The sequence below is a fragment of the Mycobacterium sp. IDUB_9 genome (assembly GCF_055419505.1).
In genome coordinates, this window is record NZ_JBVAXU010000010.1 from 88,411 (window position 1) to 107,537 (window position 19,127).

The 19,127-nt window shown below is 63.9% G+C and carries 25 protein-coding genes; 15 read left to right on the top strand and 10 right to left on the bottom strand.

The genetic code is table 11. The features are described from left to right. Nucleotides 1-95: 95 nt before the first annotated feature. Complete coding sequence (locus ACZY08_RS28710) at nucleotides 96-353, top strand: DUF3297 family protein (protein WP_463748001.1); 258 nt, start codon at nucleotides 96-98, stop codon at nucleotides 351-353. A gap of 53 nt (nucleotides 354-406) precedes the next feature. On the opposite strand, the gene ACZY08_RS28715 is transcribed toward ACZY08_RS28710, so the two are convergent. Together ACZY08_RS28715 and ACZY08_RS28720 are read right to left on the bottom strand one after the other, a co-directional pair. Next, a complete protein-coding gene (locus ACZY08_RS28715; RefSeq protein WP_463748002.1) occupies nucleotides 407-616 on the bottom strand; it encodes a hypothetical protein in 210 nt (69 codons plus the stop codon). A 174-nt stretch (nucleotides 617-790) separates the two neighbouring features. After that, the gene (locus ACZY08_RS28720; RefSeq protein WP_463748003.1) at nucleotides 791-1,705 is read right to left on the bottom strand and encodes a decaprenyl-phosphate phosphoribosyltransferase; all 915 of its coding nucleotides are present in this window, start codon (nucleotides 1,703-1,705) and stop codon (nucleotides 791-793) included. Nucleotides 1,706-1,869: 164 nt separating this feature from the next. Between ACZY08_RS28720 and ACZY08_RS28725 the strand changes: the two genes are divergently transcribed. The 5 genes from ACZY08_RS28725 (at nucleotide 1,870) to ACZY08_RS28745 (ending at nucleotide 4,831) form a co-directional block, all read left to right on the top strand. Beyond that, on the top strand, nucleotides 1,870-2,103 hold the full coding sequence (locus tag ACZY08_RS28725; RefSeq protein WP_463748004.1) for a hypothetical protein: 234 nt from the start codon (nucleotides 1,870-1,872) through the stop codon (nucleotides 2,101-2,103). After that, a complete protein-coding gene (locus ACZY08_RS28730) occupies nucleotides 2,093-2,404 on the top strand; it encodes a type II toxin-antitoxin system PemK/MazF family toxin (protein WP_463748005.1) in 312 nt (103 codons plus the stop codon). Before ACZY08_RS28725 ends, ACZY08_RS28730 begins: the two co-directional genes overlap by 11 nt. Before the next feature lie 396 nt (nucleotides 2,405-2,800). Next, nucleotides 2,801-3,205: a nuclear transport factor 2 family protein gene (locus ACZY08_RS28735; RefSeq protein WP_463748006.1), complete on the top strand. Its 405-nt coding sequence runs from the start codon at nucleotides 2,801-2,803 to the stop codon at nucleotides 3,203-3,205. 21 nt (nucleotides 3,206-3,226) lie between these two features. Next, nucleotides 3,227-3,919, top strand: coding sequence for a helix-turn-helix transcriptional regulator (locus ACZY08_RS28740; protein ID WP_463748007.1), 693 nt, complete (start codon nucleotides 3,227-3,229; stop codon nucleotides 3,917-3,919). Nucleotides 3,920-4,558: 639 nt separating this feature from the next. Then, entirely contained in the window at nucleotides 4,559-4,831 is a 273-nt protein-coding gene (locus tag ACZY08_RS28745; RefSeq protein WP_463748008.1) for a hypothetical protein, read from the top strand. 111 nt (nucleotides 4,832-4,942) lie between these two features. Here the strand turns inward: ACZY08_RS28745 and ACZY08_RS28750 are convergent, their stop codons facing one another. Next, on the bottom strand, nucleotides 4,943-5,860 hold the full coding sequence (locus ACZY08_RS28750; RefSeq protein WP_463748009.1) for an alpha/beta fold hydrolase: 918 nt from the start codon (nucleotides 5,858-5,860) through the stop codon (nucleotides 4,943-4,945). 361 nt (nucleotides 5,861-6,221) lie between these two features. Between ACZY08_RS28750 and ACZY08_RS28755 the strand changes: the two genes are divergently transcribed. Beyond that, the gene (locus ACZY08_RS28755; protein WP_463748010.1) at nucleotides 6,222-6,566 is read left to right on the top strand and encodes a hypothetical protein; all 345 of its coding nucleotides are present in this window, start codon (nucleotides 6,222-6,224) and stop codon (nucleotides 6,564-6,566) included. A gap of 27 nt (nucleotides 6,567-6,593) precedes the next feature. On the opposite strand, the gene ACZY08_RS28760 is transcribed toward ACZY08_RS28755, so the two are convergent. Then, nucleotides 6,594-7,106, bottom strand: a complete 513-nt coding sequence (locus ACZY08_RS28760; RefSeq protein WP_463748011.1) for a phage baseplate assembly protein V — start codon at nucleotides 7,104-7,106, stop codon at nucleotides 6,594-6,596. A gap of 134 nt (nucleotides 7,107-7,240) precedes the next feature. Between ACZY08_RS28760 and ACZY08_RS28765 the strand changes: the two genes are divergently transcribed. The 3 genes from ACZY08_RS28765 (at nucleotide 7,241) to ACZY08_RS28775 (ending at nucleotide 9,873) form a co-directional block, all read left to right on the top strand. Then, nucleotides 7,241-7,624: a VOC family protein gene (locus tag ACZY08_RS28765; protein ID WP_463748012.1), complete on the top strand. Its 384-nt coding sequence runs from the start codon at nucleotides 7,241-7,243 to the stop codon at nucleotides 7,622-7,624. A gap of 38 nt (nucleotides 7,625-7,662) precedes the next feature. Then, entirely contained in the window at nucleotides 7,663-7,947 is a 285-nt protein-coding gene (locus tag ACZY08_RS28770; protein WP_463748013.1) for a DUF1905 domain-containing protein, read from the top strand. 102 nt (nucleotides 7,948-8,049) lie between these two features. Further along, nucleotides 8,050-9,873, top strand: a complete 1,824-nt coding sequence (locus tag ACZY08_RS28775; RefSeq protein ID WP_463748014.1) for a serine/threonine-protein kinase — start codon at nucleotides 8,050-8,052, stop codon at nucleotides 9,871-9,873. Here ACZY08_RS28775 and ACZY08_RS28780 read toward each other — a convergent pair. Next, nucleotides 9,870-10,715, bottom strand: a complete 846-nt coding sequence (locus tag ACZY08_RS28780; RefSeq protein WP_463748015.1) for a phytanoyl-CoA dioxygenase family protein — start codon at nucleotides 10,713-10,715, stop codon at nucleotides 9,870-9,872. The two genes, ACZY08_RS28775 and ACZY08_RS28780, sit on opposite strands and share 4 nt — an antisense overlap. Before the next feature lie 46 nt (nucleotides 10,716-10,761). On the opposite strand from ACZY08_RS28780, the gene ACZY08_RS28785 reads away from it, so the two are divergent. Then, nucleotides 10,762-11,337: a TetR/AcrR family transcriptional regulator gene (locus tag ACZY08_RS28785; RefSeq protein ID WP_463748016.1), complete on the top strand. Its 576-nt coding sequence runs from the start codon at nucleotides 10,762-10,764 to the stop codon at nucleotides 11,335-11,337. A 90-nt stretch (nucleotides 11,338-11,427) separates the two neighbouring features. Here ACZY08_RS28785 and ACZY08_RS28790 read toward each other — a convergent pair whose 3' ends face one another. Next, entirely contained in the window at nucleotides 11,428-12,045 is a 618-nt protein-coding gene (locus ACZY08_RS28790) for a TetR/AcrR family transcriptional regulator (protein WP_463748017.1), read from the bottom strand. 195 nt (nucleotides 12,046-12,240) lie between these two features. On the opposite strand from ACZY08_RS28790, the gene ACZY08_RS28795 reads away from it, so the two are divergent. Continuing rightward, on the top strand, nucleotides 12,241-13,107 hold the full coding sequence (locus ACZY08_RS28795; RefSeq protein ID WP_463748018.1) for an alpha/beta fold hydrolase: 867 nt from the start codon (nucleotides 12,241-12,243) through the stop codon (nucleotides 13,105-13,107). A 40-nt stretch (nucleotides 13,108-13,147) separates the two neighbouring features. On the opposite strand, the gene ACZY08_RS28800 is transcribed toward ACZY08_RS28795, so the two are convergent. Together ACZY08_RS28800 and ACZY08_RS28805 are read right to left on the bottom strand one after the other, a co-directional pair. After that, nucleotides 13,148-13,534: a hypothetical protein gene (locus ACZY08_RS28800; RefSeq protein ID WP_463748019.1), complete on the bottom strand. Its 387-nt coding sequence runs from the start codon at nucleotides 13,532-13,534 to the stop codon at nucleotides 13,148-13,150. Nucleotides 13,535-13,688: 154 nt separating this feature from the next. Continuing rightward, nucleotides 13,689-14,369: a TetR/AcrR family transcriptional regulator C-terminal domain-containing protein gene (locus tag ACZY08_RS28805; RefSeq protein WP_463748020.1), complete on the bottom strand. Its 681-nt coding sequence runs from the start codon at nucleotides 14,367-14,369 to the stop codon at nucleotides 13,689-13,691. 156 nt (nucleotides 14,370-14,525) lie between these two features. On the opposite strand from ACZY08_RS28805, the gene ACZY08_RS28810 reads away from it, so the two are divergent. Both ACZY08_RS28810 and ACZY08_RS28815 read left to right on the top strand, forming a co-directional pair. Beyond that, nucleotides 14,526-15,551: an NADP-dependent oxidoreductase gene (locus ACZY08_RS28810; protein ID WP_463748021.1), complete on the top strand. Its 1,026-nt coding sequence runs from the start codon at nucleotides 14,526-14,528 to the stop codon at nucleotides 15,549-15,551. Between the two features lie 4 nt (nucleotides 15,552-15,555). Then, nucleotides 15,556-16,674, top strand: a complete 1,119-nt coding sequence (locus ACZY08_RS28815; RefSeq protein WP_463748022.1) for an Rv3169 family protein — start codon at nucleotides 15,556-15,558, stop codon at nucleotides 16,672-16,674. A gap of 16 nt (nucleotides 16,675-16,690) precedes the next feature. Here ACZY08_RS28815 and ACZY08_RS28820 read toward each other — a convergent pair whose 3' ends face one another. Together ACZY08_RS28820 and ACZY08_RS28825 are read right to left on the bottom strand one after the other, a co-directional pair. Continuing rightward, nucleotides 16,691-17,431: a hypothetical protein gene (locus ACZY08_RS28820; RefSeq protein ID WP_463748023.1), complete on the bottom strand. Its 741-nt coding sequence runs from the start codon at nucleotides 17,429-17,431 to the stop codon at nucleotides 16,691-16,693. Between the two features lie 44 nt (nucleotides 17,432-17,475). Then, nucleotides 17,476-17,952, bottom strand: a complete 477-nt coding sequence (locus ACZY08_RS28825) for a hypothetical protein (protein WP_463748024.1) — start codon at nucleotides 17,950-17,952, stop codon at nucleotides 17,476-17,478. 406 nt (nucleotides 17,953-18,358) lie between these two features. On the opposite strand from ACZY08_RS28825, the gene ripB reads away from it, so the two are divergent. Continuing rightward, nucleotides 18,359-19,093: an NlpC/P60 family peptidoglycan endopeptidase RipB gene (ripB, locus tag ACZY08_RS28830; RefSeq protein ID WP_463748075.1), complete on the top strand. Its 735-nt coding sequence runs from the start codon at nucleotides 18,359-18,361 to the stop codon at nucleotides 19,091-19,093. Nucleotides 19,094-19,127: the final 34 nt, after the last annotated feature.

The following is a 19,127-nucleotide window of genomic DNA, read 5'->3' on the forward strand; positions in this document are numbered from 1 at the left end:
CAGCCCGGTGGCCAACTAAGGGCCTACGCGCAACCCGATACGGCATGGTCGCGTAGATTCTTCGAGAACAGTCCGAGCACTCAACGAAGGCCATCATGTCCGAGGATCAGTTCACAGACGTTCCACCGAATCACCTCTCCATCGATCCGCGCAGCGCTTTCTATAGCGAAGAGGTGCTTCGCCGCGACGTGGGTATTCGCTTCAATGGCGTCGAGAAAACCAATGTCCACGAATACAACGTGGCCGAGGGTTGGGTGCGTGTTGAAGTCCCTACCGCGAAGGATCGCCGCGGAAATCCGATGGTCGTCAAGGTCAGTGGCACGGTTGAACCTTATTTCCGCTCAGCGGAATAGCGGACGCCCAGCAGCTGCAACGAGTACTGGTTCGCCCAGCGCGCTGTCGCAGTTCACGCGACACTGCTCACGATTGCGATAACCAGCCCGCCCAGGGTCAGCACCCCGACCATCACCGCGGCGGCGATCGCCCGGCCCCGGCGGTGCCGGCGTACGTCGTAGATCGCCACCGCGATGCCGGCCAAGATCAACGCTGCATAGGCTGCCAGCCCCATCGTCAGTGTCGCCGTTGACGCGGCGCTGGCAAGGGTCACGTTGTGCACGCCGTGAGCCTACGGCGCGCGGCTTGGCCAGGTGGCGCGTAGGGGAGTCGTCATCCGCCGGCCGTCGTTCGTCATGCCACCACTGTTAGTGCAATCGACCCGCCCGATCCAGACGCGAGCGCGCCCAGGGAATGCCGAACCGGGTTCTGGACTGCGTCCTACGGCCACCTACGTTCAAGCGAAAGCGATTGCAGCGCATATGATCGCGATCCACGCGAGGCCGAGTACCTGCAGCACGCGGTCTTTGAGAACGATGTCTTCGGGCTCGCCGGCTATGCCACCGTCGACGTCGACGGCATAGCGCAGGACTGCGATGGTGATCGGGACCATTGAGACGGCAAACCATGACCCGGAATGCCCGTCGCGCTCGAACGCCCACAGTCCGTAGCACACGACGACGGCTGTGGCGGACATCGTCCACACAAATCGCAGGTATGTGCTGGTATAGCTTTCCAGCGACTTGCGGATCTTCGCGCCGGTCCGCTCAGCGAGCTGCAGTTCGGCATAGCGCTTTCCAGCGACCATGAACAGCGATGCGAACGCCATCACCAACAAGAACCACTGCGATAGCGGGATGCCGGTCGCTGCGCCACCAGCAATCGCCCTCATCAGGTAAGCCGAGGAGACGATGCAAATATCAAGCACGGCTTGATGTTTGAGACCGAAGCAGTACGCAAGCTGGATCGCCAGATAGACCGCGATCACGAGCGCGAGCGATGGTGCAATCGCGGCGGAAATCGCCAGCGTAGCCGCGGCGAGCGCGATCGCCAACGTATAGGCGAGGGCAGGGGAGACCACCCCGGCGGCAATAGGCCGGAACCGCTTGGTGGGATGCTGGCGGTCGGCCTCCACATCACGGGCGTCGTTGACGAGATAGATCGAGGATGCAGCCAAACTGAACGCCACAAACGCGACACCCACGTTGAAGAAGAGATCACGGTAGTCGTAGTGGACATCGCCGCCCAGAGTCGCCAAAGGTGCAGCCACCACGAGGACGTTCTTGATCCATTGTCGAGGTCGCAGCGCCTTGATAATGCCGGCGGCCAGGTTGGTAGGCGGCCCGACGAGGGTGGATGCTTGTTCGCTCACAAGTCGTGATTATCGACTAGCGACAACCGCAGGTCGTACTGGCGCGCCTGACAAAATGCACAATTGGCACCGTCGCGGATTGCTCGTAGGTCTGGGAAGGGGCGCTTCTTCAGCCCATCACGTGAATCGGGTGCCTGTCTTACAAAACGTCGTACACTGTCGTTATGGCTGACACGATTACCTTCCGGCCGGACGAAGACACATCGAAGGCTCTGGAGGTCTTGACCAAAGACGGAACGGCTGTGTCCGCAGTTGTTCGATCTGCGCTTATCGATGCCGCCCGGCGGAAGGCCGGCGCGGCGATTCGTGCCGAGGCGGAAAGGCTTGCTGAAGACGTGTCTGACCGCGCTGAGGCCATGCAGGTGCTACGCGATATGGATACGCTGCGTGCGTGGTGAGGTCTTTCGGTTGAGTGCACCGCGGGGGAGTCGCAGTCATGAGCAGTCCGGTTCCCGCTATGCAGTAGTAGTCCAGTCGGATCAGTTGCCTTTGTCGACCTGGCTGGTTGCGCCAACCTCCACGTCGGCTCGTGCAGCCAGCTTTCGTCCTGAGGTTGAAATCGGCGGCATCAATACCCGGGTACTTGCCGAACAGGCTGCGGCGGTCGACCCGGGCCGGCTCGGCAAGAGCGTCGGGTTCTTGAGCTTCGATGAGATGCGCCGCGTCGATGCGGCACTCCGTATCGTGCTGGATCTATGAGCGCCGCGCCGTCGCTGGGTTGATCCGCTGCTCTCCACTCGACGGGTGCGGCAAGTCAAAGCCGCGAAAACAGATGGCGCGGGTACGTCCCGATCCGTTATGCACCGTTGGGCTGGCCATGCGTAGAGCCTGGCAGGAGGCTACGGCTACTGGTAACACTGCATATTCGATCTCTGCATAATCTTCGACCCAAGAGCTCGAAGATCGACGCCGGGGTACGCGAGACAGTCGGTGTGGAGCACCGTGGCGGCGGACCGCGGCAGGCCACGTGTGGTCAAAGGCCCCCGCTGAACCCGTGGGGCCCGCTGCGGCAAGTCTCCGTGTTGTGTCGTGCCCCTCGACTGGGCACACAAACACCGACATACCGTTGTCGCGACACTGTCTGATGCTGGTGTCATGAACAAGAACACGAACATGGTGGATACAAACTCGGTTGCTGCGGATGCGGCGCTCGCGGTGTGGTTGGAGATGTGGAACACCGACAGTGAGATCGCTCGTCGGATCTGCAGTGAGGATTTCCTGATTCATTTCCTGATCTCCGAGACGGATGGGTCGAACCCGGGCGACGACGTGCTGGGCGCGGAGAGTTTCGTTCGGTTCCTGGATCGGTATCGCGAGCAGCATCCGGATGTGGTGTTCACCGAGGTCGCGCGGGCCGTGGACGGCCCGCGCGGGCGGATGCTGTGGAACGTGCAGGACGGGGAGGTTGCTGCGGGAGGGATCGATGTCTTCGACTTCACCGAGGATGGGCTGATCCGTGAGGTGTGGTCGGTGGGCGGGACGCGCGCGCACCTCACCTGAGACCGGGGGAGACTCACATTCATGAGGAGAGCCGAGCGGTTGTACGCGCTGGTCGATCTGCTGCGGGGATCACGCCGGCCGTTGTCGGCCGCTCGGCTCTCTGAGGAGTTCGAGGTGTCGAAGCGCACGATTGAGCGTGACATCCAGTCGCTCCAGCTCGCGGGGGTCCCGATCTATGCCGACTACGGGGTGTCAGGCGGGTATTCGATCCTGCGGGAACACTCCCTGCCGCCGCTGAATCTCTCGGTACCGGAGTCGCTGGCGGTGCTCGCGGGGCTTGGTTTGCTGGAGAACTCTCCATATGGTGCGGCGGCGCGTCGGGCGCGGGGCAAGGTCCTCGCGATCAGCCGCGAGGATCAGCTCGCGCCAGTCGATGAGGCGTTGGCGTCTATGTTCGTCATCGACGCCCAGTCGCCGTCCGAGGCGGCGATCTCGCTGATTCCCGAGGCGGTCGCCGCGCGCCGGGTCGTACGGCTGGAATACACCTCCGAGGACGGCGAGACCCACACCACCCGTGACGTGGAGGCGATGGGTCTGCTGCGCGGCGGTGATTCGTGGATGTTCGTCGGATGGTGTCGGCTGCGTGAAGGCATCCGCGGATTTCACCTCGGCCGCATCCGGCACCTGGAGATCACCGGAGAGGTGTTTCCCGAACGCGATCCTGCGGTGCTCGACGCGGATCTGTCGCGCTGGCGCACTCGGCGGCTCGGGTGACGCCCCAGCCGGCAACCGCGGGCATGTCGCGGTGCGCCCAACTTCGACGAGAAAGCCGCCAAGTGCGATGCGACCCGGACAGCCCGATAGGCGAGAACCGTTGGGCGGCAGAGCAATATACAGTAGATAACTTGACATAATGTAGCTTATCGGCACAGTTCCAATGTGGCGATAAGGGCGGCGACGTACTGCCACCTTCTTTACCTGCGGCGGACTCAAGCCTCTGGGCCTTCCCGTGTCCAACCATCATCCGTCTCGCTCGTTGCGTGGCTGTGCGATGTGCAAACCGAACACGCGGTCCGTGGCGGCCGGGCCGCCACGGATCCCGCCGCAACACGTTCGACTTCTTGGATACGCACGCCAGCCTCTTGGCCCAACCCCAGCGCCAGTGCAAGTTTCCCCATATCGCAGATTACGTCACAGTGACGTTTTACAGGGTGGTGCCCGTGTGCGCTAATTCGATTGCCCTGCAGGCTCTTCCGGCCTTCGCTGGCCCGGCGTGGTGTGGAGCCCGACAGCAGGTCCAGGTGTCGATCCGGTGATAGCGTCGTTGGTGAATCGCAAGGGGTTGGTCAGATGTCGATTGCGACGGAGCGGACGCGCCGGCGAGCTGCGCTGCTCCTGTCCCTAGCGTCTGCAGTGGCGATCACCGCCGCCTGTGGTGCCGATTCGATGCGGCCGATCGCATCGGATGATCCGGTGACGACGCTGCCGGTGCCGGCCAACGTTCCACCGTTTCCGTTGCCCAGCGACATTCCACCGGTGCCTTTGCCGAGTTCCGTCCCCACGGTGCAACTGCCGAACGAGATTCCACGGGCGCAAATTCCGGCAGACGTACCGCAAGTTGAGTTGCCTGCCGCGATTCCCCAGATTCATCTACCGTCCGCGATCCCTCCTATCCCCTTCCCATGACCATGTTGCAAGGCATTATTCGTCACTGTGACGAATGATGCTGTCCAGGAACGAGTTTCGGGTGTACCTTGTTGCCGTGGTCGCACTCCTCCTGCCCCCGGGCTCCGGCGATTAGCCCTCGCGGTCGGACGCGGTGGTGAGGAAATCGACGGCGGCGCGAATTGCGGGGCGGTGCCGCAGTATTCGATAGTGCGCGAGACGTCCGAGCCCACGGGTGGTTACCAGGCTCGCCGCCGGCCACATGCCAAGGATTTCTTGACTTGTCTCGTATGGGCTGTCGGGATCGTCAGGGTCGTGGACAAGCAGTAGCGGCGGATTGTCGCTGCGCGCGGCCACCGCTGTTATGTCGGTGTCGAACAGCGGCATACCGAGGCGGCGGTCGAGGCGGCGGTGCAGCCGGTCGCGGATACGTTGACCGAAACCATGACGATCGGCGAAAAGGTCCAGATACAAAGAGAAGTCGCCCATCGGCGCCAGAAACACCAGCCGCTCGGCGGGTGTGCCTTGCGCCACCGCCAGCGCGGCGGCTTTGGCGCCGAGCGAGTGCGCGACGATCGCGCTCGCGGGACCGTGCTCGCGCACGACCGCGCGGACTGCCTCGGCGCACTCCACGATCGTGGTGCGGCCCGGGGCGAGTGCGCCGGGGTCGGATTCATTGTGGCTGGGCAAATCGAACGCGATAACGCGGTGTCCGGCGTCGACGAGTGGCTTGACGAGGACGGCCAGGTGGGCGCGACAACCGCCCCACCCGTGCACCAAATACACCGGCGCGCCCTCCCCCCACGCCTCGCCACAGATCCGATGGCCGTCCCACGCAGCCTCAACCGGTTGCCCCGGAGGAACTCCCGGTGGCATGCGCAAGCTCATCTCCACCGCAGGCGGCGTGCACCAGAGTTCGATCGCCCACCTCGCGCCCAGTGCGGGCGCGAATCGTTCGAGCAGCCCGAACGTCTTGCGCACTTTCGGTTCGATCGGCGGTTCGACGCCAGAGCCCGCCTCACCCCGGTCGAGTTCGGTAGAACGCGCCATCAGCAACCCCCATCTCGGTGCACCGCGCGATCCCCGTTCGCTCTATCCGGGTGCCCCGCGATCATTTGACATGTGGCGGCATATGTCAACGGACGAGTGGTGGCGCCAATGAACGACCTTCACGGCCGGGCAGGATGGCGAACGCCGGCCGCCTCGGACACCTTCAGCTGGTCGCGGCGCAGTGTCAGGATGATTTCTGCTCCGAGGCAAGCCCCTGGGGCAGCCAGGGGTTCTGTGTCGCCGACATCAAGGCGCACCCGTGGAGTCGAGGGCTCGACGGAGCAGATCCAGCAGTGTCGCGCGCTCCTCCGTCGTCAGGCCGCGAAGTAAGTCCTTGCCGACCTCGGCTGCCGGGTGGCTGGTGCCGAAAGTGCTCCTGGTCGCCAACGATATCGACATCACAGATATCGGTGCACTGGCGTGGGCCATGTCAACCCGCTACCGGCCGGGCCTGGGCGAGTATGTGTTTCGTGACGCGCCTGGGATACCCCTGGTGCCATACCTCACCGATGAGGACGTCGCGAATGGACGGGGCGGAAAGTCCGTGATGAGCCTGATGCAGCCAGAGCAACTCGCAACTGGTCGTACGCACGGAATCGCCGCGCAGTTCAGCACCTCCTATCCCGAGGAGGTACAGCGCACCGTCATCGATCGGTGGGCCGAGTACGGGTTTCCCGCGGCCACCGAACCATCCCGCAGACGTTGAGAATTCTGCGCGCTTTTCGTGAACTCGTCACATCAGATTGCCGACGCCGGGTGTGTAGGACGGTGATATCACCCCGCTGCTCGCCACCAGCGTCGTGCATGTGACGGTACCGCTGAACTTGGCGGTGGCCGCATTCAACCTGACCAGTGGAGCGGAAATCGTCAGACTGCCATCGGATTCCACGACCAACTCCGTTCCGTTGGGGTGCAGCAGCCGAACATTCTGCGCGGGCTCGTCGATCACCACCTGATGTCCGCTGCGCAATGTCAGGGACCGTACGGCAGGCGTCGGCGGCTCTCGCCACACCGCGCCGATCACATAGGGATGGTTGGGGTCGCCCGCCTCGAAGGCAACGAGCACCTCTGTTCCCACGGATGGCACCTCCTGTGTAACGCTTGTGAGGGGCTGTACGACTGCCGCCCACAGTGTCTGGGCGCCCGCAACGGCTGGCAGGGCGACGGCAACCCGTCCCGTCTGCTCCGGGTCGACGTTCTCAGCCACGAGGCCCCGGTAGACCCCGAACATCTTCTGATTGCTCATGGCATCGATGATTACGGTCGGCGGCGCCGACAACGCGCATCTTGCCCAAAGTCGAACACCGAATCTGTGGCCAAGAATCCGCGACAACGGCAGGGCAAGCGATGAGTCTCGGTCGGCCGCAGAGTCTGATCAGCATGACAACGACGACGAGAGTGCTCAGTGTGTCGATTCCGGTGTCTGACCAGGACGCCGCGCTGAAGTTCTACACCGAGGTGCTGGGATGCGAACTCCGCACCGATATGGAGGTCTGGCCGGGCGCGCGAATGATCGAGGTCGCCCCGCCGGGCTCGAGTGTCTCCCTTGTGCTGCTGCCGCACGACAGCCAGATCCCGATCGCGATCCGGCTGGGTACCTCTGATGCTCAACAAGCCCATGACAAGATCCGTACGGCCGGGGTGACCCTGCACAACGAGGAACTCGTGCGCATGGAGGGAATCCCGGCGATGTTCTCCTTCACCGACCCCGATGGCAATGGCTTGGTCTACCTCGAGGACACCGAACAGATCGATTCCCGCTAGCCACCCCAACGTTCTGCTACACAGCACGGAGGACCAAGATGGCGGACTCACGTTCCTTGGACATCACATTCACCGCTCGCCTGGGCAAGGCACGCCCCGGAGACACGTGGACCTGCGTTCAGCTCCCTGATTCAGCACAGATCCTCGGCACGAGGGGTCTGGTGAAGGTTGCCGGCACAGTTGACGGTCACCCGTTCACCGGAGCGTTCATGGCCCTGGGCGACGGAACCCACAAACTCCCGGTGGCTGCTGCCATCCGCACGGCTATCGGAAAGACCGACGGTGACGACGTCGAGGTCCACATCACCGAGCGGCTGAACTGACCCCGGCACTCGCAGAGGGCCTCGGCTGATGCTGTTCAGAACGTCGCGGCCCCGACGAACGCCTGCTCGCCTTTGAGTTGCCGTGCTTTGTAGGCTTCGAACATGCCGTTCAATGCCGGTGACGTCTTTGCCGGGTACACCATTCAGCGGCTCCTCGGCGCCGGTGGCATGGGCGAGGTCTACCTGGCCCAGCATCCCCGCCTTCCCCGTCTGGATGCACTCAAGATCCTCTCTGTGAGCACCACGCGCGATGAGGAGTTCCGCGCCCGGTTCAACCGAGAGGCGGAGTTGGCCGCAGCGTTGTGGCATCCGCACATCGTCGGAGTGCACGACCGGGGCGAGTTCGACGGCCGGCTGTGGATCTCGATGGACTACGTCGAGGGCACCGACGCCAAGCACTTGATCGAGCAGCACCCGTCTGGGATGCCCTTGCCGGATGTGGTGGAGATCGTGACGGCAGTCGCCGAAGCGCTCGACGTCGCGGACGAACGGAACCTGCTGCACCGCGACGTCAAACCGGCGAACATCCTGGTCACTACGCCGTCGGGAAGTGCCCGGCGACGCATATTGCTCACCGATTTCGGTATCGCCCGGGAAGCCGATGACGCGAATGGCCTCACCGAGACCGACGTGGCCATCGGTACCGTCGCGTATGTAGCGCCCGAGCAGCTCACCGGGAAGACGCTCGATGGCCGGGCAGACCAGTACGCTCTGGCGGCGACCGCCTTCCATCTGTTGACCGGCACGCCCCTCTTCGACGACACCAATCGCATCGTCCAGGCCGGCAACCACCTCTACACGCCCCCTCCCCGGCTGTCCGAGCGCCGCCGCGACCTCGCCCATCTGGACGCTGTGATGGCGAAGGCGCTGGCCAAGCAACCCGATAAGCGCTACGCGCGGTGCCTCGATTTCGCCCGGGCGCTGGGCGGGAGCACGGATGTGTCGACCGCGCCCCAGCCGGTGCCGCCTGCTGCGGGCGTCCACACCGCCCCGCAGGAGATCCCCGACGCCCACGAGCGGAGCAGCTCACCGGAAACCAAGCGGTTGGCCATGCTCACGATCCTGGGCACCGCCCGCGGCGTGCAGAAGACACCATCCGGGTCTGACGGCGAGGAACAGGTCTGGACCTTCCGTGTGGAGCGATACGAGTCGACCGGTGAAGCGCACACCGTCGTACCGGTCGAGCTCCGTGGCAACTCCATCACGGGCGAACTCTCCGACGGGGATGTGGTGGAGGTCAGTGGCCCTTGGGACGACCGAACGCTGTTTGCCGACTCAGTGGTCAATCACTCGGCCGGCACCCGCGGACGCCGCCGGCGCGACTCGTTCGAGGTGAGGTCAGGTAACCGCCGACGTGCTTTGGCGTCGCGTCCGGTGCGCATCGTGTTGATTCTGGCCGTGATCGCGATGGTCGTTGCGACGTCCGTCCTTCTCATCCGCGGTTTGGGCTCGTCAGACCACAGCAACCCGGGGTCGATCGTGAAGCCCGAGAGTGCGACGGTGTTCTCCCCCGGCGGCTCACCAGACCATCCGGATCAGGCGAGTCTGGCCATCGACGGCAACCCCGATACGTCATGGTCCACCGACATCTACCAGGACGCGGCGCCGTTCCCGGCCTTCAAACAAGGCGTCGGCCTGCTACTTCAGCTCCCCTCGCCGACCGCTTTGAGCGAGGTGACGATCGACGTGCCCAGCACCGGAACAGAAGTCCAGATTCGTGCGGCAGAAAGTGCCCACCCGAACAGCCTGTCGGACACGACCGAGCTGACACCGAACGTGGCGCTACAGCCGGGAGACAACACCATCACCGTCGACAATCAGACGGAAACGTCCAATGTGCTGGTGTGGATTTCGAAGTTGGGCACCCTTGACGGGCAGAGCCGCACGAACGTCTCGGAGATCACGCTGCGGGCCGCAGGCAATTAATCACCCGGCTCGAGCAGACGCTTGGGGTGCATGCCGTCGACCTGACCGATGAACGGTGGGTGGATGCTGTAGCCGAGCATGCGGCGAATGTCCTCGGAGACGGCCCGCACGGTGTCGCGGGTCATCGACAAGGTGAATGCCTCCTGCGGGCGTAACCACGGCTCGCAATACTGCGCCGTCAGCGCCAGGCGTGCGTTCGCAGAACGGTTGGCGCCACCTCCGTGCCACAAGGTTCCGACGAAGAACACGCATGACCCGGCGCTCATCACCACCGGCTCGCGTTCGGCGGGCTCGGGCAGCCGATCGCCCCACTCATGGCTACCCGCGACGATGTCGGTGGCACCGTTGTCGGCAGTGAAGTCATCGATCGCCCAAATCGTGGCCGCTCCCAGTGCGTTTCGCGGTCGGGGCAGCGGATAGAAGCTGTCATCGGTGTGCAACATCTGGGCCTGCTCCCCCGGCAGGATGTTGATCACCTGGAGCATGGACAACAGGTAGTTGGGCATGAACAACCGATCCAGCAGCGCCAGCACACGCGGATGGTCGGCGATCCGGTCGCAGCTGCGGGTCTTGTTCAACACGCTGTACACCCGCTGCGTGGCGTGCCCTTCAAACCCGTTGCGGCCCAGCAGATCCAACAGCGGATCCACAGATTTCCGAATCTCGTCGAGCTCGGCCCCACTCAGTAGATCAGGCAGGATCACGTATCCGTCGCGCAGCACTGCCGCCAGATCTGTGTCTGCTACCGAAGGGTCCACCTGCTCACCGCTGCTGCGGGTCCGCCGATACGTACCGGCCAGGTCACCGGCCAACTCCGTCAACGACGTCACTTCAGTGCTCATGGTCGCCCTCACCGATACATAACTGATTTCTGTTATGGTTCGGACTATGGCACGCGCACCGGTCGGACGTCAACAACTGATCGATGCCGCGCGTGACGAACTCGTGCACGGAAACGGCGTCTTCGAACTCAGCGGGCTGACCCGTCGCGCCGGCCTAAGTACGGGCGCCCTCTATCACCACTTCGGATCGAAGAGCGGGCTTCTGACCGCGATTTACGACGGCTTCTACGACGGGCTGCGCCACGCGATCGCCGATGCCCACCTACCCGACGGCGACTGGGCTACTCGCGAGCGCGACCGCACCCACCGCTTCGTCGCCTATCACCTCGCCGACCCGCTGGCGCCGGTTCTGCTCAACCGCACCGCCAGCGACCCGCAGCTCACCGAGCTCGGGGAGGCCTACATTCACGACCTCATCGACAACGCCGCCGCCAACATCCGCCACGGACAGCAACTCGGCGAACTCCCAACGGATCTGGACCCCGACAGCGCCGCCGCGTACGTCATCGGAGGCCTACGCCACGGCATTGCGCAACAACTCCGGGTCATCCCAGCGCCCAATTCCGATCAAGCCACACAGACACTTTGGCGCTTCACTGCTGCCGTTCTCGGCATCGCCTAGCTAGCTCGCGCGAACGGCGTCACCGCTCCCGCCAGCTGAACCTAATTCCGCCACCGGGCAGGCAAGTTGACCGTCTGCCCCCGCTCCAGCTCACTGGCTGGGACGGTGCGATGTGCCGTCGAAGAGTCTGTCGAGGTAGTAATCGATAGCGGCCGACGCGGCGTCGGGATCGATGACGTCGAGGTCGAGAAGCGGGGTGAAGCCGGTCATCGCGAGCAGAAGGTTTGTCTCGATGACCGGATCGCGATCCGGCGGGATGTGGCCTCCGGCCATTGCATGCCTGATCAGGCGTTCGGTCAGCGCTCTGCCGTTCCGGAGTCCGAGGCGGGCCCGTTCATGCAGCTCTGGGTCGTGCAGCGCCTCGAGGGTGTAGGCGGCGCTCATACGGCTGGTGGCCCGGGCGTCCGCATGCAGGGGGAGCATCTCTATGAGGGTCACGCGCAGTGCGTCTCGGGGGTGCGGGGGTGAGCCGAGACGCTCGAGGCTTTGGGTGACGCGCTGCGAGGTCTGTTCGGAAGCGAACTCCATCGCGAATTCGAGCATCGCTGTCCGAGAGGCGAAATAGTGCTGGACCTGGCCGAGGGAGACGCCGGCCTCGCTGGCGACCTCGCGCATCGTCGCCCGGGACCAGCCTTGTTGTTCCACTACCCGCCACAGCGCGCGTGCGATGGTTTCGCGGCGTTCTCGGTGGTCGACCTGTTTCGGCAACGCACACCCCTTTCGTTATTACCATACATCTGACTTAATACAAGCGACTTGGAAAGGCGTAGTGCGAATGACCAGTCGACCGAGGAACGTCGAAGCACACATCGAGGACCGTGCCCGATCGAGCTGGACGGAGGTTGGCGGCGCGCCACACGCCCTCCCGGGCGAGCGCAGCGCTTTTGAGTTTGGGAGTGCGCGATGACCGCATTCACCGACCCCGAGCTGGAGGCAGCATATTTCGCGGCCTACGACGCGGTGATGGCCAATTGGCCGGTGCCCGCCGAGACGGTAGATCTTCCGGGACGGTACGGGACGACACGGGTCACGTCCGCGGGACCGACCGCAGCGCCGTCGCTGGTCCTGCTCCACGGATACAGCGGCACGTCCGGAATGTGGTATCCGGTAGTCGGTTCGCTGGCCGAGGAGCACCACGTGCGCGCCGTGGACACCATGGGTGAGCCGGGCCGCAGTCGACACACCGGCGCCGCCTTGACCAGCATGGAAGATCTCGTGGACTGGCTGGCGGAAACTTTCGATCTGCTCGAGTTACCCGCCGCCGACCTATGCGGCCAGTCCCTGGGTGGGCACCTCGCGCTCCGGTTCGCGCTCGCCCATCCCGAACGGGTGCGGCGGCTGGTCCTGCTCGATCCGCCGTTGGCCTTCGCCGGGCTCAGCCCCGAGTTCGAGGAGCTGGGCCGGAACCGCGACCCCCACCCGACTTTCGAGGATGCTCGCGCACTGCTGGCACCGGGCGCTCCCAGCAGCGGGCCGGCCCATCTGGAGGCCTACTTCGACCTGCTCGCGCACGGAGCCGCGCACTTCCCGGCCTCCCCGATCGTTCATCCGCACCTGCCGGACGGGCTGACGCACCTGCCGGTCCCGACCCTCGTTGCCCTGGCCGGGGCGAGTCAGGTGCACGATTCGGAGGCAGCAGCGGAAGTCGCGCGGCGGGCCGGGGCGTACACGGTGATTCTTCCCGGTGCGGGGCACGGTCTCCTGGCCGACGTCGAACCTGTTCGCAGCCTTGTCCTCGAACACCTCCGGCAGAAGGACTCGCCGACTTGATACCGCGACAGCGGCCCACAAGGCCGATTGCCCGATCGCGTCAGCCCCGGTCGTCGCGACCGCGACCGGTGATCCGGTTGAAGGCGGAGACGCCCGGGATGTTCGTCAACATCCGGAAGACGTCATTGCCCGTGTTGATCAACGATTCCAGTTGCGGCAGGAGGCGGTCCAGTGTGCGGAACATCGGGTCGGCCATGGCCATGTACCGTTCGGTCCGATCGATGGTGGTGTTGAGCCGTTCTGTCGCGACGGCAAGATTCTCCAGCAAATCGGGTAGTTGGGCTGCTAGCTGAGCCGACGCCGGCGGAATCCGCATCGCGCCGCTCGCCACCGCCTGGGCGGCGCCAACGGCGGACTGGGCCGTCTCGACGGCTGCCTGAGCGGCCGATTTGAGGTCGCTGGGTTTAGGTACCTTCTGGCTACTCATACCGCTAACTGTCCCCCCACGTCGGCCGCTCCGTCAGCAATATGCTCGAGCTGATTCGGCGTCCGGGGCTCACCCATCGTCGAGCGGCGCAGCGGGTCACCGATCACTTCCAGCAGATGCTCGACGACGGCCTGATGCGCCGCATGCCGGGTAGTTAGTCCGCGGGCTCCGGCGGAAGCCCGTATTGCACCGCTATTCCGCTCAGCAGCATCGTCATTCGATGGTGAAAGGCGTGTTCGCTGAACGGGTCATATCCGGACTCGGCGACCGCGCGCAAAGTCGGATAGTCGGAAGCGGAACGTTTGGCCGTGAGGCGGAAGATCCGGGCCAGCCACGGCTGTCCGTTTTCGGCGTGGAGGTGTTCACGGTGCGCCTCGGTGACACTACCGATCGCCATCGCGCTCACCGCCGCCCACACTGCCATGGCATCATCGGGCGCCAGGCCGTGCTCTGCCAGCGCCTCGACCGCATCGCCGTTGCACTCCATCTCCATCTCGTCGCGCACCCCGCCCGTGACGAACTTCTCCACCAGTGCCGGCTGCGAAGCCAGCACGGTCCGGATATAGCACGCATAGCTGCGCATCCAGGTGGCCCAATGCTCACCGGCGTACCGCGGGGGCGGTGACATGACCAGTGCGCTCTCGGCGGTCAGACGCAGTAGATCGTCCTGGTTCTTCACATGGTGATAGAGCCCCGGGAGGCTGATGCCAAGATGCTCGGCAACCCGGCGCATGGTGACGTTCTCACTGCCGATCTCCAGCACCGCCGCAACGATGGCGCTCTGGTCGATGCGGGGCGGCCGACCGCGACGCGGCGCTAACTCGTTGGAGCTCATGTCATCCCGGTCGTTTCTCTCGCGGCGCTCATCGGTGCCCTCCCGCCTGGCGAGACACTTTCAATCCGGGGCTTGACGATAATCGATACGCATTCTAAGAATCAATATGAAAAATCGGGTGACCACCTCGATCGTCCACAGAAATGAGTAAGCGACATGACTGACTCCGCGCACCGCCAGAACCGTCAAGTCTTGTTGCGCCGCCGCCCGGATGGACTGGTCTCCCCCGATGACACGGAGCTGGTGACCACGTCTGCACCGGTACCCGCCGAGGGTGAGGCACTGCTGCGGACGACGTATGTGGGCATCGATGCGGCTGCGCGTACCTGGCTGGACGGCGAGCCCGGCTACCTTCCGGCCCTCGAATTGGGCGAGGTTGTCCGAGTGGCCGGTATCGGCGAAGTTGTCGAATCACGATGCGATGCCTACAAAGTCGGCGACCAGGTCACCACGCTGACGGGGTTGCAGGACTATGCGATCATCCGCGACGACCTGTTCAGTACGCCGGTGGTCGGTTACACCGATCCACTCGCGGTGATGTCGATCTACGGACCGACGGGTGCCACGGCGTACTTCGGCATGAAGGGCGTCGGCAAGCCTCAAGCCGGCGAGACCGTCGTCGTATCGGCTGCCGCGGGCGCCACCGGATCGGTGGCCGGACAGATCGCCAAGATCGCCGGTGCCCGGGTGGTCGGTATCGCGGGCGGCCCGGACAAATGTCGTGCCGTGGTCGAGGATTTCGGCTTCGACGCCTGCGTCGACTACAAGGCCGGCGACCTGTCCGCTGCGCTCAAGGAGCAGTGCCCCAACGGAATCAACGTCTATTTCGACAATGTCGGTGGAGACGTGCTCAATGCCGTGCTGGCCAACCTCGCGCACAAAGCCCGCGTGGTGATGTGCGGCATCATCTCCAGCTATCTCAACGGCGATCACCCAGGCCCGTCCAATTACGTGAACCTGCTCGCCACATCCTCGACGATGCAGGGCTTCATCGCACTCGAAGAGTGGGCACACTTCGATGAGGCCTTCGCGGCCCTGAGCGACTGGGAGCAACAAGGTCTGCTGGTCCACCGCGAAACCGTCTACGAAGGACTGGAATCCGGCATCGACGCTCTCAACGGATTGTTCACCGGGGCCAACATCGGCAAGATGCTGGTAAAGATCAACGAGCCGAACAGCTGACGCCGTGCTGACGCCGTTCGACGATTATCCGATTCACGCCTCGGCAGACCCGGTCGCCACACCGGCCAGTGCCGACCCCAACCACTACGACCGCTATTGGTTCAACGGTCATCAGCGTGACGGCGAGTTCTACTTCGGTGCGGCGATGGGCCACTACCCGGTTCGCGGGATCATCGATGCCGCTTTCAGTCTGGTGAAAGATGGGGTGGAGCATTCGGTCTTCGCCTCGGGGGCCATGCCTCTGGACCGATCGGCGTCCATCGGCCCGTTTCGTATCGAGGTCGTCGAACCGCTGCGCACCATCCGCTACATCGTCGATTCCAACGAGCACGGCATCTCCTGCGATCTGACCTTCCGCGCCACGACCGTCGCCATCGAAGAACCTCGCCAGCAGCGGCGCACCACCGAAGGCATCGTGCTGACTGATCACACCCGGCTCACCCAGTGGGGTTCCTGGGAGGGAACGATCTGTGTCGACGGCGAGGATCTGACAGTCGAGGCCGGTACCGTGCCGGGAACCCGCGACCGGTCCTGGGGAATCCGGCCCATCGGTGAGCAGGTACCTGTGCTGCGTCAACCCATGCCGTTTCAGGTGTTCTGGCTCTGGGCGCCTCTGCATTTCGGCGATCGATTCACGCACTACGCCTTCCACGAACACGAGGATGGCCGCCGGTGGTTGGAGACGGCCCAGATTCTGGATCCGATTCCGCCGGGCGCCTCCCCGTGTAGCCGGGTGGGTGTGCGCGAGTGCTATGACCTCGGCTACGAGCTCGAGTGGGAACCGGGCCGACGGGAGATCCGGCGGGCCCATCTGTGGTTCACCGATCCCGTCGAGGGCGAGACCCACATCGAGGTGGAGAAGCTGTACACCTTCCGGATGCGCGGGATCGGCTACTGGCATCCACATTGGGGACACGGTTCCAATCACGGACAGTTCGAGATCGGCCGGGAGTCAGTCAATCTCGACGACTTCGACCCGACCGACTTCGCGTCGATACACCTGCAGAACGTCGTGAAGGCCACTATGGGCGAGCGCACCGGTATCGGTGTCGTCGAGCAGATCGCGATCGGACCACACGCGCCGTCGGGGCTCACCGGATTTATCGACGGCTACCAACCCTGAGGCCGCTGATCCCGCGCTACGCGCTTTCTGAATGGATTAGTGCGCGCGCCAACAGTTTCATGACGCGCAAGGTCTTCGGTTCGTCGGCATCGTCCAACGCCAGCCCGCGCGACGTCACTTCGTCGGTCAGGGCCTGTTGCCGTTCAACAGCCTGATCGACATCCGTGACGCGAATGGAGAGCTCCAGAAAGTCCGCTCCGGCGACCGTCCACCGTTCCGCGGAAACATGGTCGACCGCGCCGATCGTGACGTTCTTCCATTGGGTCGCGGCAATCGGGCCCAATGGCGTCAGCCCGCCGAACGCCACTCGAATCTCGCCGCAGTCGGCCAGGAAGTCGAGTTGAGACTTTGTGAACGCCTTGACGAGACGGCCGTCCCCCTCGAGAGCCGATTCGATGCTGCCTTCGTCGAGTTCGGCCTTGCACGACGCGGCAAGTACATGCTTTGAACGCGACCAATCACCTTCGACTGTCAGGTCGGCATCGTTGTCGGGGATGTCTCCCCATTGTCCGACCAGTTGTGACCACCGGCACGGACGCAGCTTGACCGTCGAATCTTCACCACCATCCCTGTTTCTGCGTAGCCGCAGAACAATTCCCGCGCTCAGCAGCGGCAAGGGGGGCCGCGCACCCTCGGTCAGATCGTCGAGGAACCACACTCTGCGCGCCTTGCCGTCGGTCAACCCCAACACCGACAACGCATGGTCGACGCTCCCCTCGATGTTCAGTTTGATCTCGACCGCGCTCGGCTCAGCCATCTCGCCTCCTGTTGCTCGCTTCATCGGCTCGGTGCATACGTGAACTACCCGATTCGTGGATCGGTCACCTCGTCGACCAGTTCGTTGGTCGCGGGGTCGAGGCGCTGCAGACGCGACACATGATCGGCATCGGTCGTCACTTTCATGATCAGTTCGGTCGCGTGCAGACCCAGCGATTTCAGTGTCGCCGTGGCCGTTTCGATGGCTTCCCGTTCGGTGATGTCACGGCCACCGGTATAGACCTTCGTGGTGTGGGCGAACGCCGTTGTTCCGTTCGTGCGGTGAAACGAAACTCTGCGGACATCGATGGGTTCCTGCGGCGGACCACTGAAGGTGCCTGTGGTATCGAACTGGTTGACGACCGACACCGATGCGCCGTTGTCCGTCATCAGCTCGAAATGCAGTTCCGTGACGCCGGTAGCCACCAGCGACGGTCCGTTCAGCGTGATGGTCGATCCATCGACAACTGCGGTACGAAAGAACCCGTAGCTGCGAAATATTGGTTTTGGCGGAAGGTCCACGTTGAATTCCAGATGCAACGCGAGGGTTGATTGAGCGACAACCGAACGTGGAGCGTGGGAGTAATGGACCGTGGCCGAGTGGCCCCAGGTTTTCACGTTATCCGTCAAGACGATCATCACAGCGTCCCCTTCTGCAAACCGACGCCTATTAGCGTATGAAGCGCTGATTCAGGTGCCATGAGTACTGCACTACCTGTTCTGGCCCGCGTCCGGCCCGAGTCAGACCGTTGGTGGCCGATACCAAAACGCAACCTGCGCAATGAATTACCAGAGTGGAAATCTGTAACAGATGGGGCTGACGTGACTGTTGTGATATATAGTACGTACGTACGTAGTTACTACATAGATTCCATCTGGACGTTATCGCTGCCACGGCTGTCGCAAGGCGGGAGGGGAATGCGTGACCATGCCTTCCGTGCCCCACGGGTGTCCTCTCAGCTTGGGCCGTCGAACACTCTTGCGCACAGGGGTTCTCGCTGCCGCAGCGTTCGCGGCGTGGGGCGCTCCCCTCGCCCGGGCGGAGCCCGACACTGGCCAGTGGGATCCCACGCTGCCCAATCTGCTCAGCGCAGGTGCGCCGGGCGATCCGGTCGCCATTGCCAACGCCTCATTGCAGGCGAGCGCTCTTGCCGCACAAACGACGTTCGACATGGGCCGAAAGTTTCTCGGCAGCATCGGTCTCGGGCCCGCTGACGCCGGTGTCGCAGCCCCGGGTTTGCGCGGCAACCGCGTTTACGGCCGACAGGCGGTCGAGTACGTCATCCGGCGCGCCGGAACGCAATTGGGGGTGCCCTATTCGTGGGGAGGCGGCAGCCTGACCGGTCCCAGCCGCGGAGTGGATTCCGGTGCCGGCACCGTCGGCTTTGACTGCTCCGGACTCACCCGCTACGCATTCGCCGGTGTCGGTGTCCTGCTCCCCCGCTATTCGGGTGATCAGTACACGGCGGGCCGCCATTTGCCCCCGTCACAGGCCAAGCGGGGCGATCTCCTGTTCTGGGGTCCTGGTGGCGGACAGCACGAAGCGCTGTATCTCGGCGGCGGTCAGATGATCGAGGCGCAGCAGACCGGAGTTCCGATCAAGATTTCGCCGGTCCGCACCTCCGGCATGACGCCATATGTCACTCGCATCATCGAGTATTGACTCAGATACCCGCTCTTGGTGTTCGAACGCGAAC

Excerpts from the sequence above, each read along its gene's own strand:
- ACZY08_RS28710 (WP_463748001.1), top strand. The coding sequence starts at position 96 with ATGTCCGAGGATCAGTTCACAGACGTTCCACCGAATCACCTCTCCATC.
- ACZY08_RS28725 (WP_463748004.1), top strand. The coding sequence starts at position 1,870 with ATGGCTGACACGATTACCTTCCGGCCGGACGAAGACACATCGAAGGCT.
- ACZY08_RS28735 (WP_463748006.1), top strand. The coding sequence starts at position 2,801 with ATGAACAAGAACACGAACATGGTGGATACAAACTCGGTTGCTGCGGAT.
- ACZY08_RS28740 (WP_463748007.1), top strand. The coding sequence starts at position 3,227 with ATGAGGAGAGCCGAGCGGTTGTACGCGCTGGTCGATCTGCTGCGGGGA.
- ACZY08_RS28750 (WP_463748009.1), bottom strand. The coding sequence starts at position 5,860 with ATGGCGCGTTCTACCGAACTCGACCGGGGTGAGGCGGGCTCTGGCGTC.
- ACZY08_RS28760 (WP_463748011.1), bottom strand. The coding sequence starts at position 7,106 with ATGAGCAATCAGAAGATGTTCGGGGTCTACCGGGGCCTCGTGGCTGAG.
- ACZY08_RS28765 (WP_463748012.1), top strand. The coding sequence starts at position 7,241 with ATGACAACGACGACGAGAGTGCTCAGTGTGTCGATTCCGGTGTCTGAC.
- ACZY08_RS28770 (WP_463748013.1), top strand. The coding sequence starts at position 7,663 with ATGGCGGACTCACGTTCCTTGGACATCACATTCACCGCTCGCCTGGGC.
- ACZY08_RS28775 (WP_463748014.1), top strand. The coding sequence starts at position 8,050 with ATGCCGTTCAATGCCGGTGACGTCTTTGCCGGGTACACCATTCAGCGG.
- ACZY08_RS28780 (WP_463748015.1), bottom strand. The coding sequence starts at position 10,715 with ATGAGCACTGAAGTGACGTCGTTGACGGAGTTGGCCGGTGACCTGGCC.
- ACZY08_RS28785 (WP_463748016.1), top strand. The coding sequence starts at position 10,762 with ATGGCACGCGCACCGGTCGGACGTCAACAACTGATCGATGCCGCGCGT.
- ACZY08_RS28795 (WP_463748018.1), top strand. The coding sequence starts at position 12,241 with ATGACCGCATTCACCGACCCCGAGCTGGAGGCAGCATATTTCGCGGCC.
- ACZY08_RS28800 (WP_463748019.1), bottom strand. The coding sequence starts at position 13,534 with ATGAGTAGCCAGAAGGTACCTAAACCCAGCGACCTCAAATCGGCCGCT.
- ACZY08_RS28805 (WP_463748020.1), bottom strand. The coding sequence starts at position 14,369 with ATGAGCTCCAACGAGTTAGCGCCGCGTCGCGGTCGGCCGCCCCGCATC.
- ACZY08_RS28810 (WP_463748021.1), top strand. The coding sequence starts at position 14,526 with ATGACTGACTCCGCGCACCGCCAGAACCGTCAAGTCTTGTTGCGCCGC.
- ACZY08_RS28820 (WP_463748023.1), bottom strand. The coding sequence starts at position 17,431 with ATGGCTGAGCCGAGCGCGGTCGAGATCAAACTGAACATCGAGGGGAGC.
- ripB (WP_463748075.1), top strand. The coding sequence starts at position 18,359 with ATGCCTTCCGTGCCCCACGGGTGTCCTCTCAGCTTGGGCCGTCGAACA.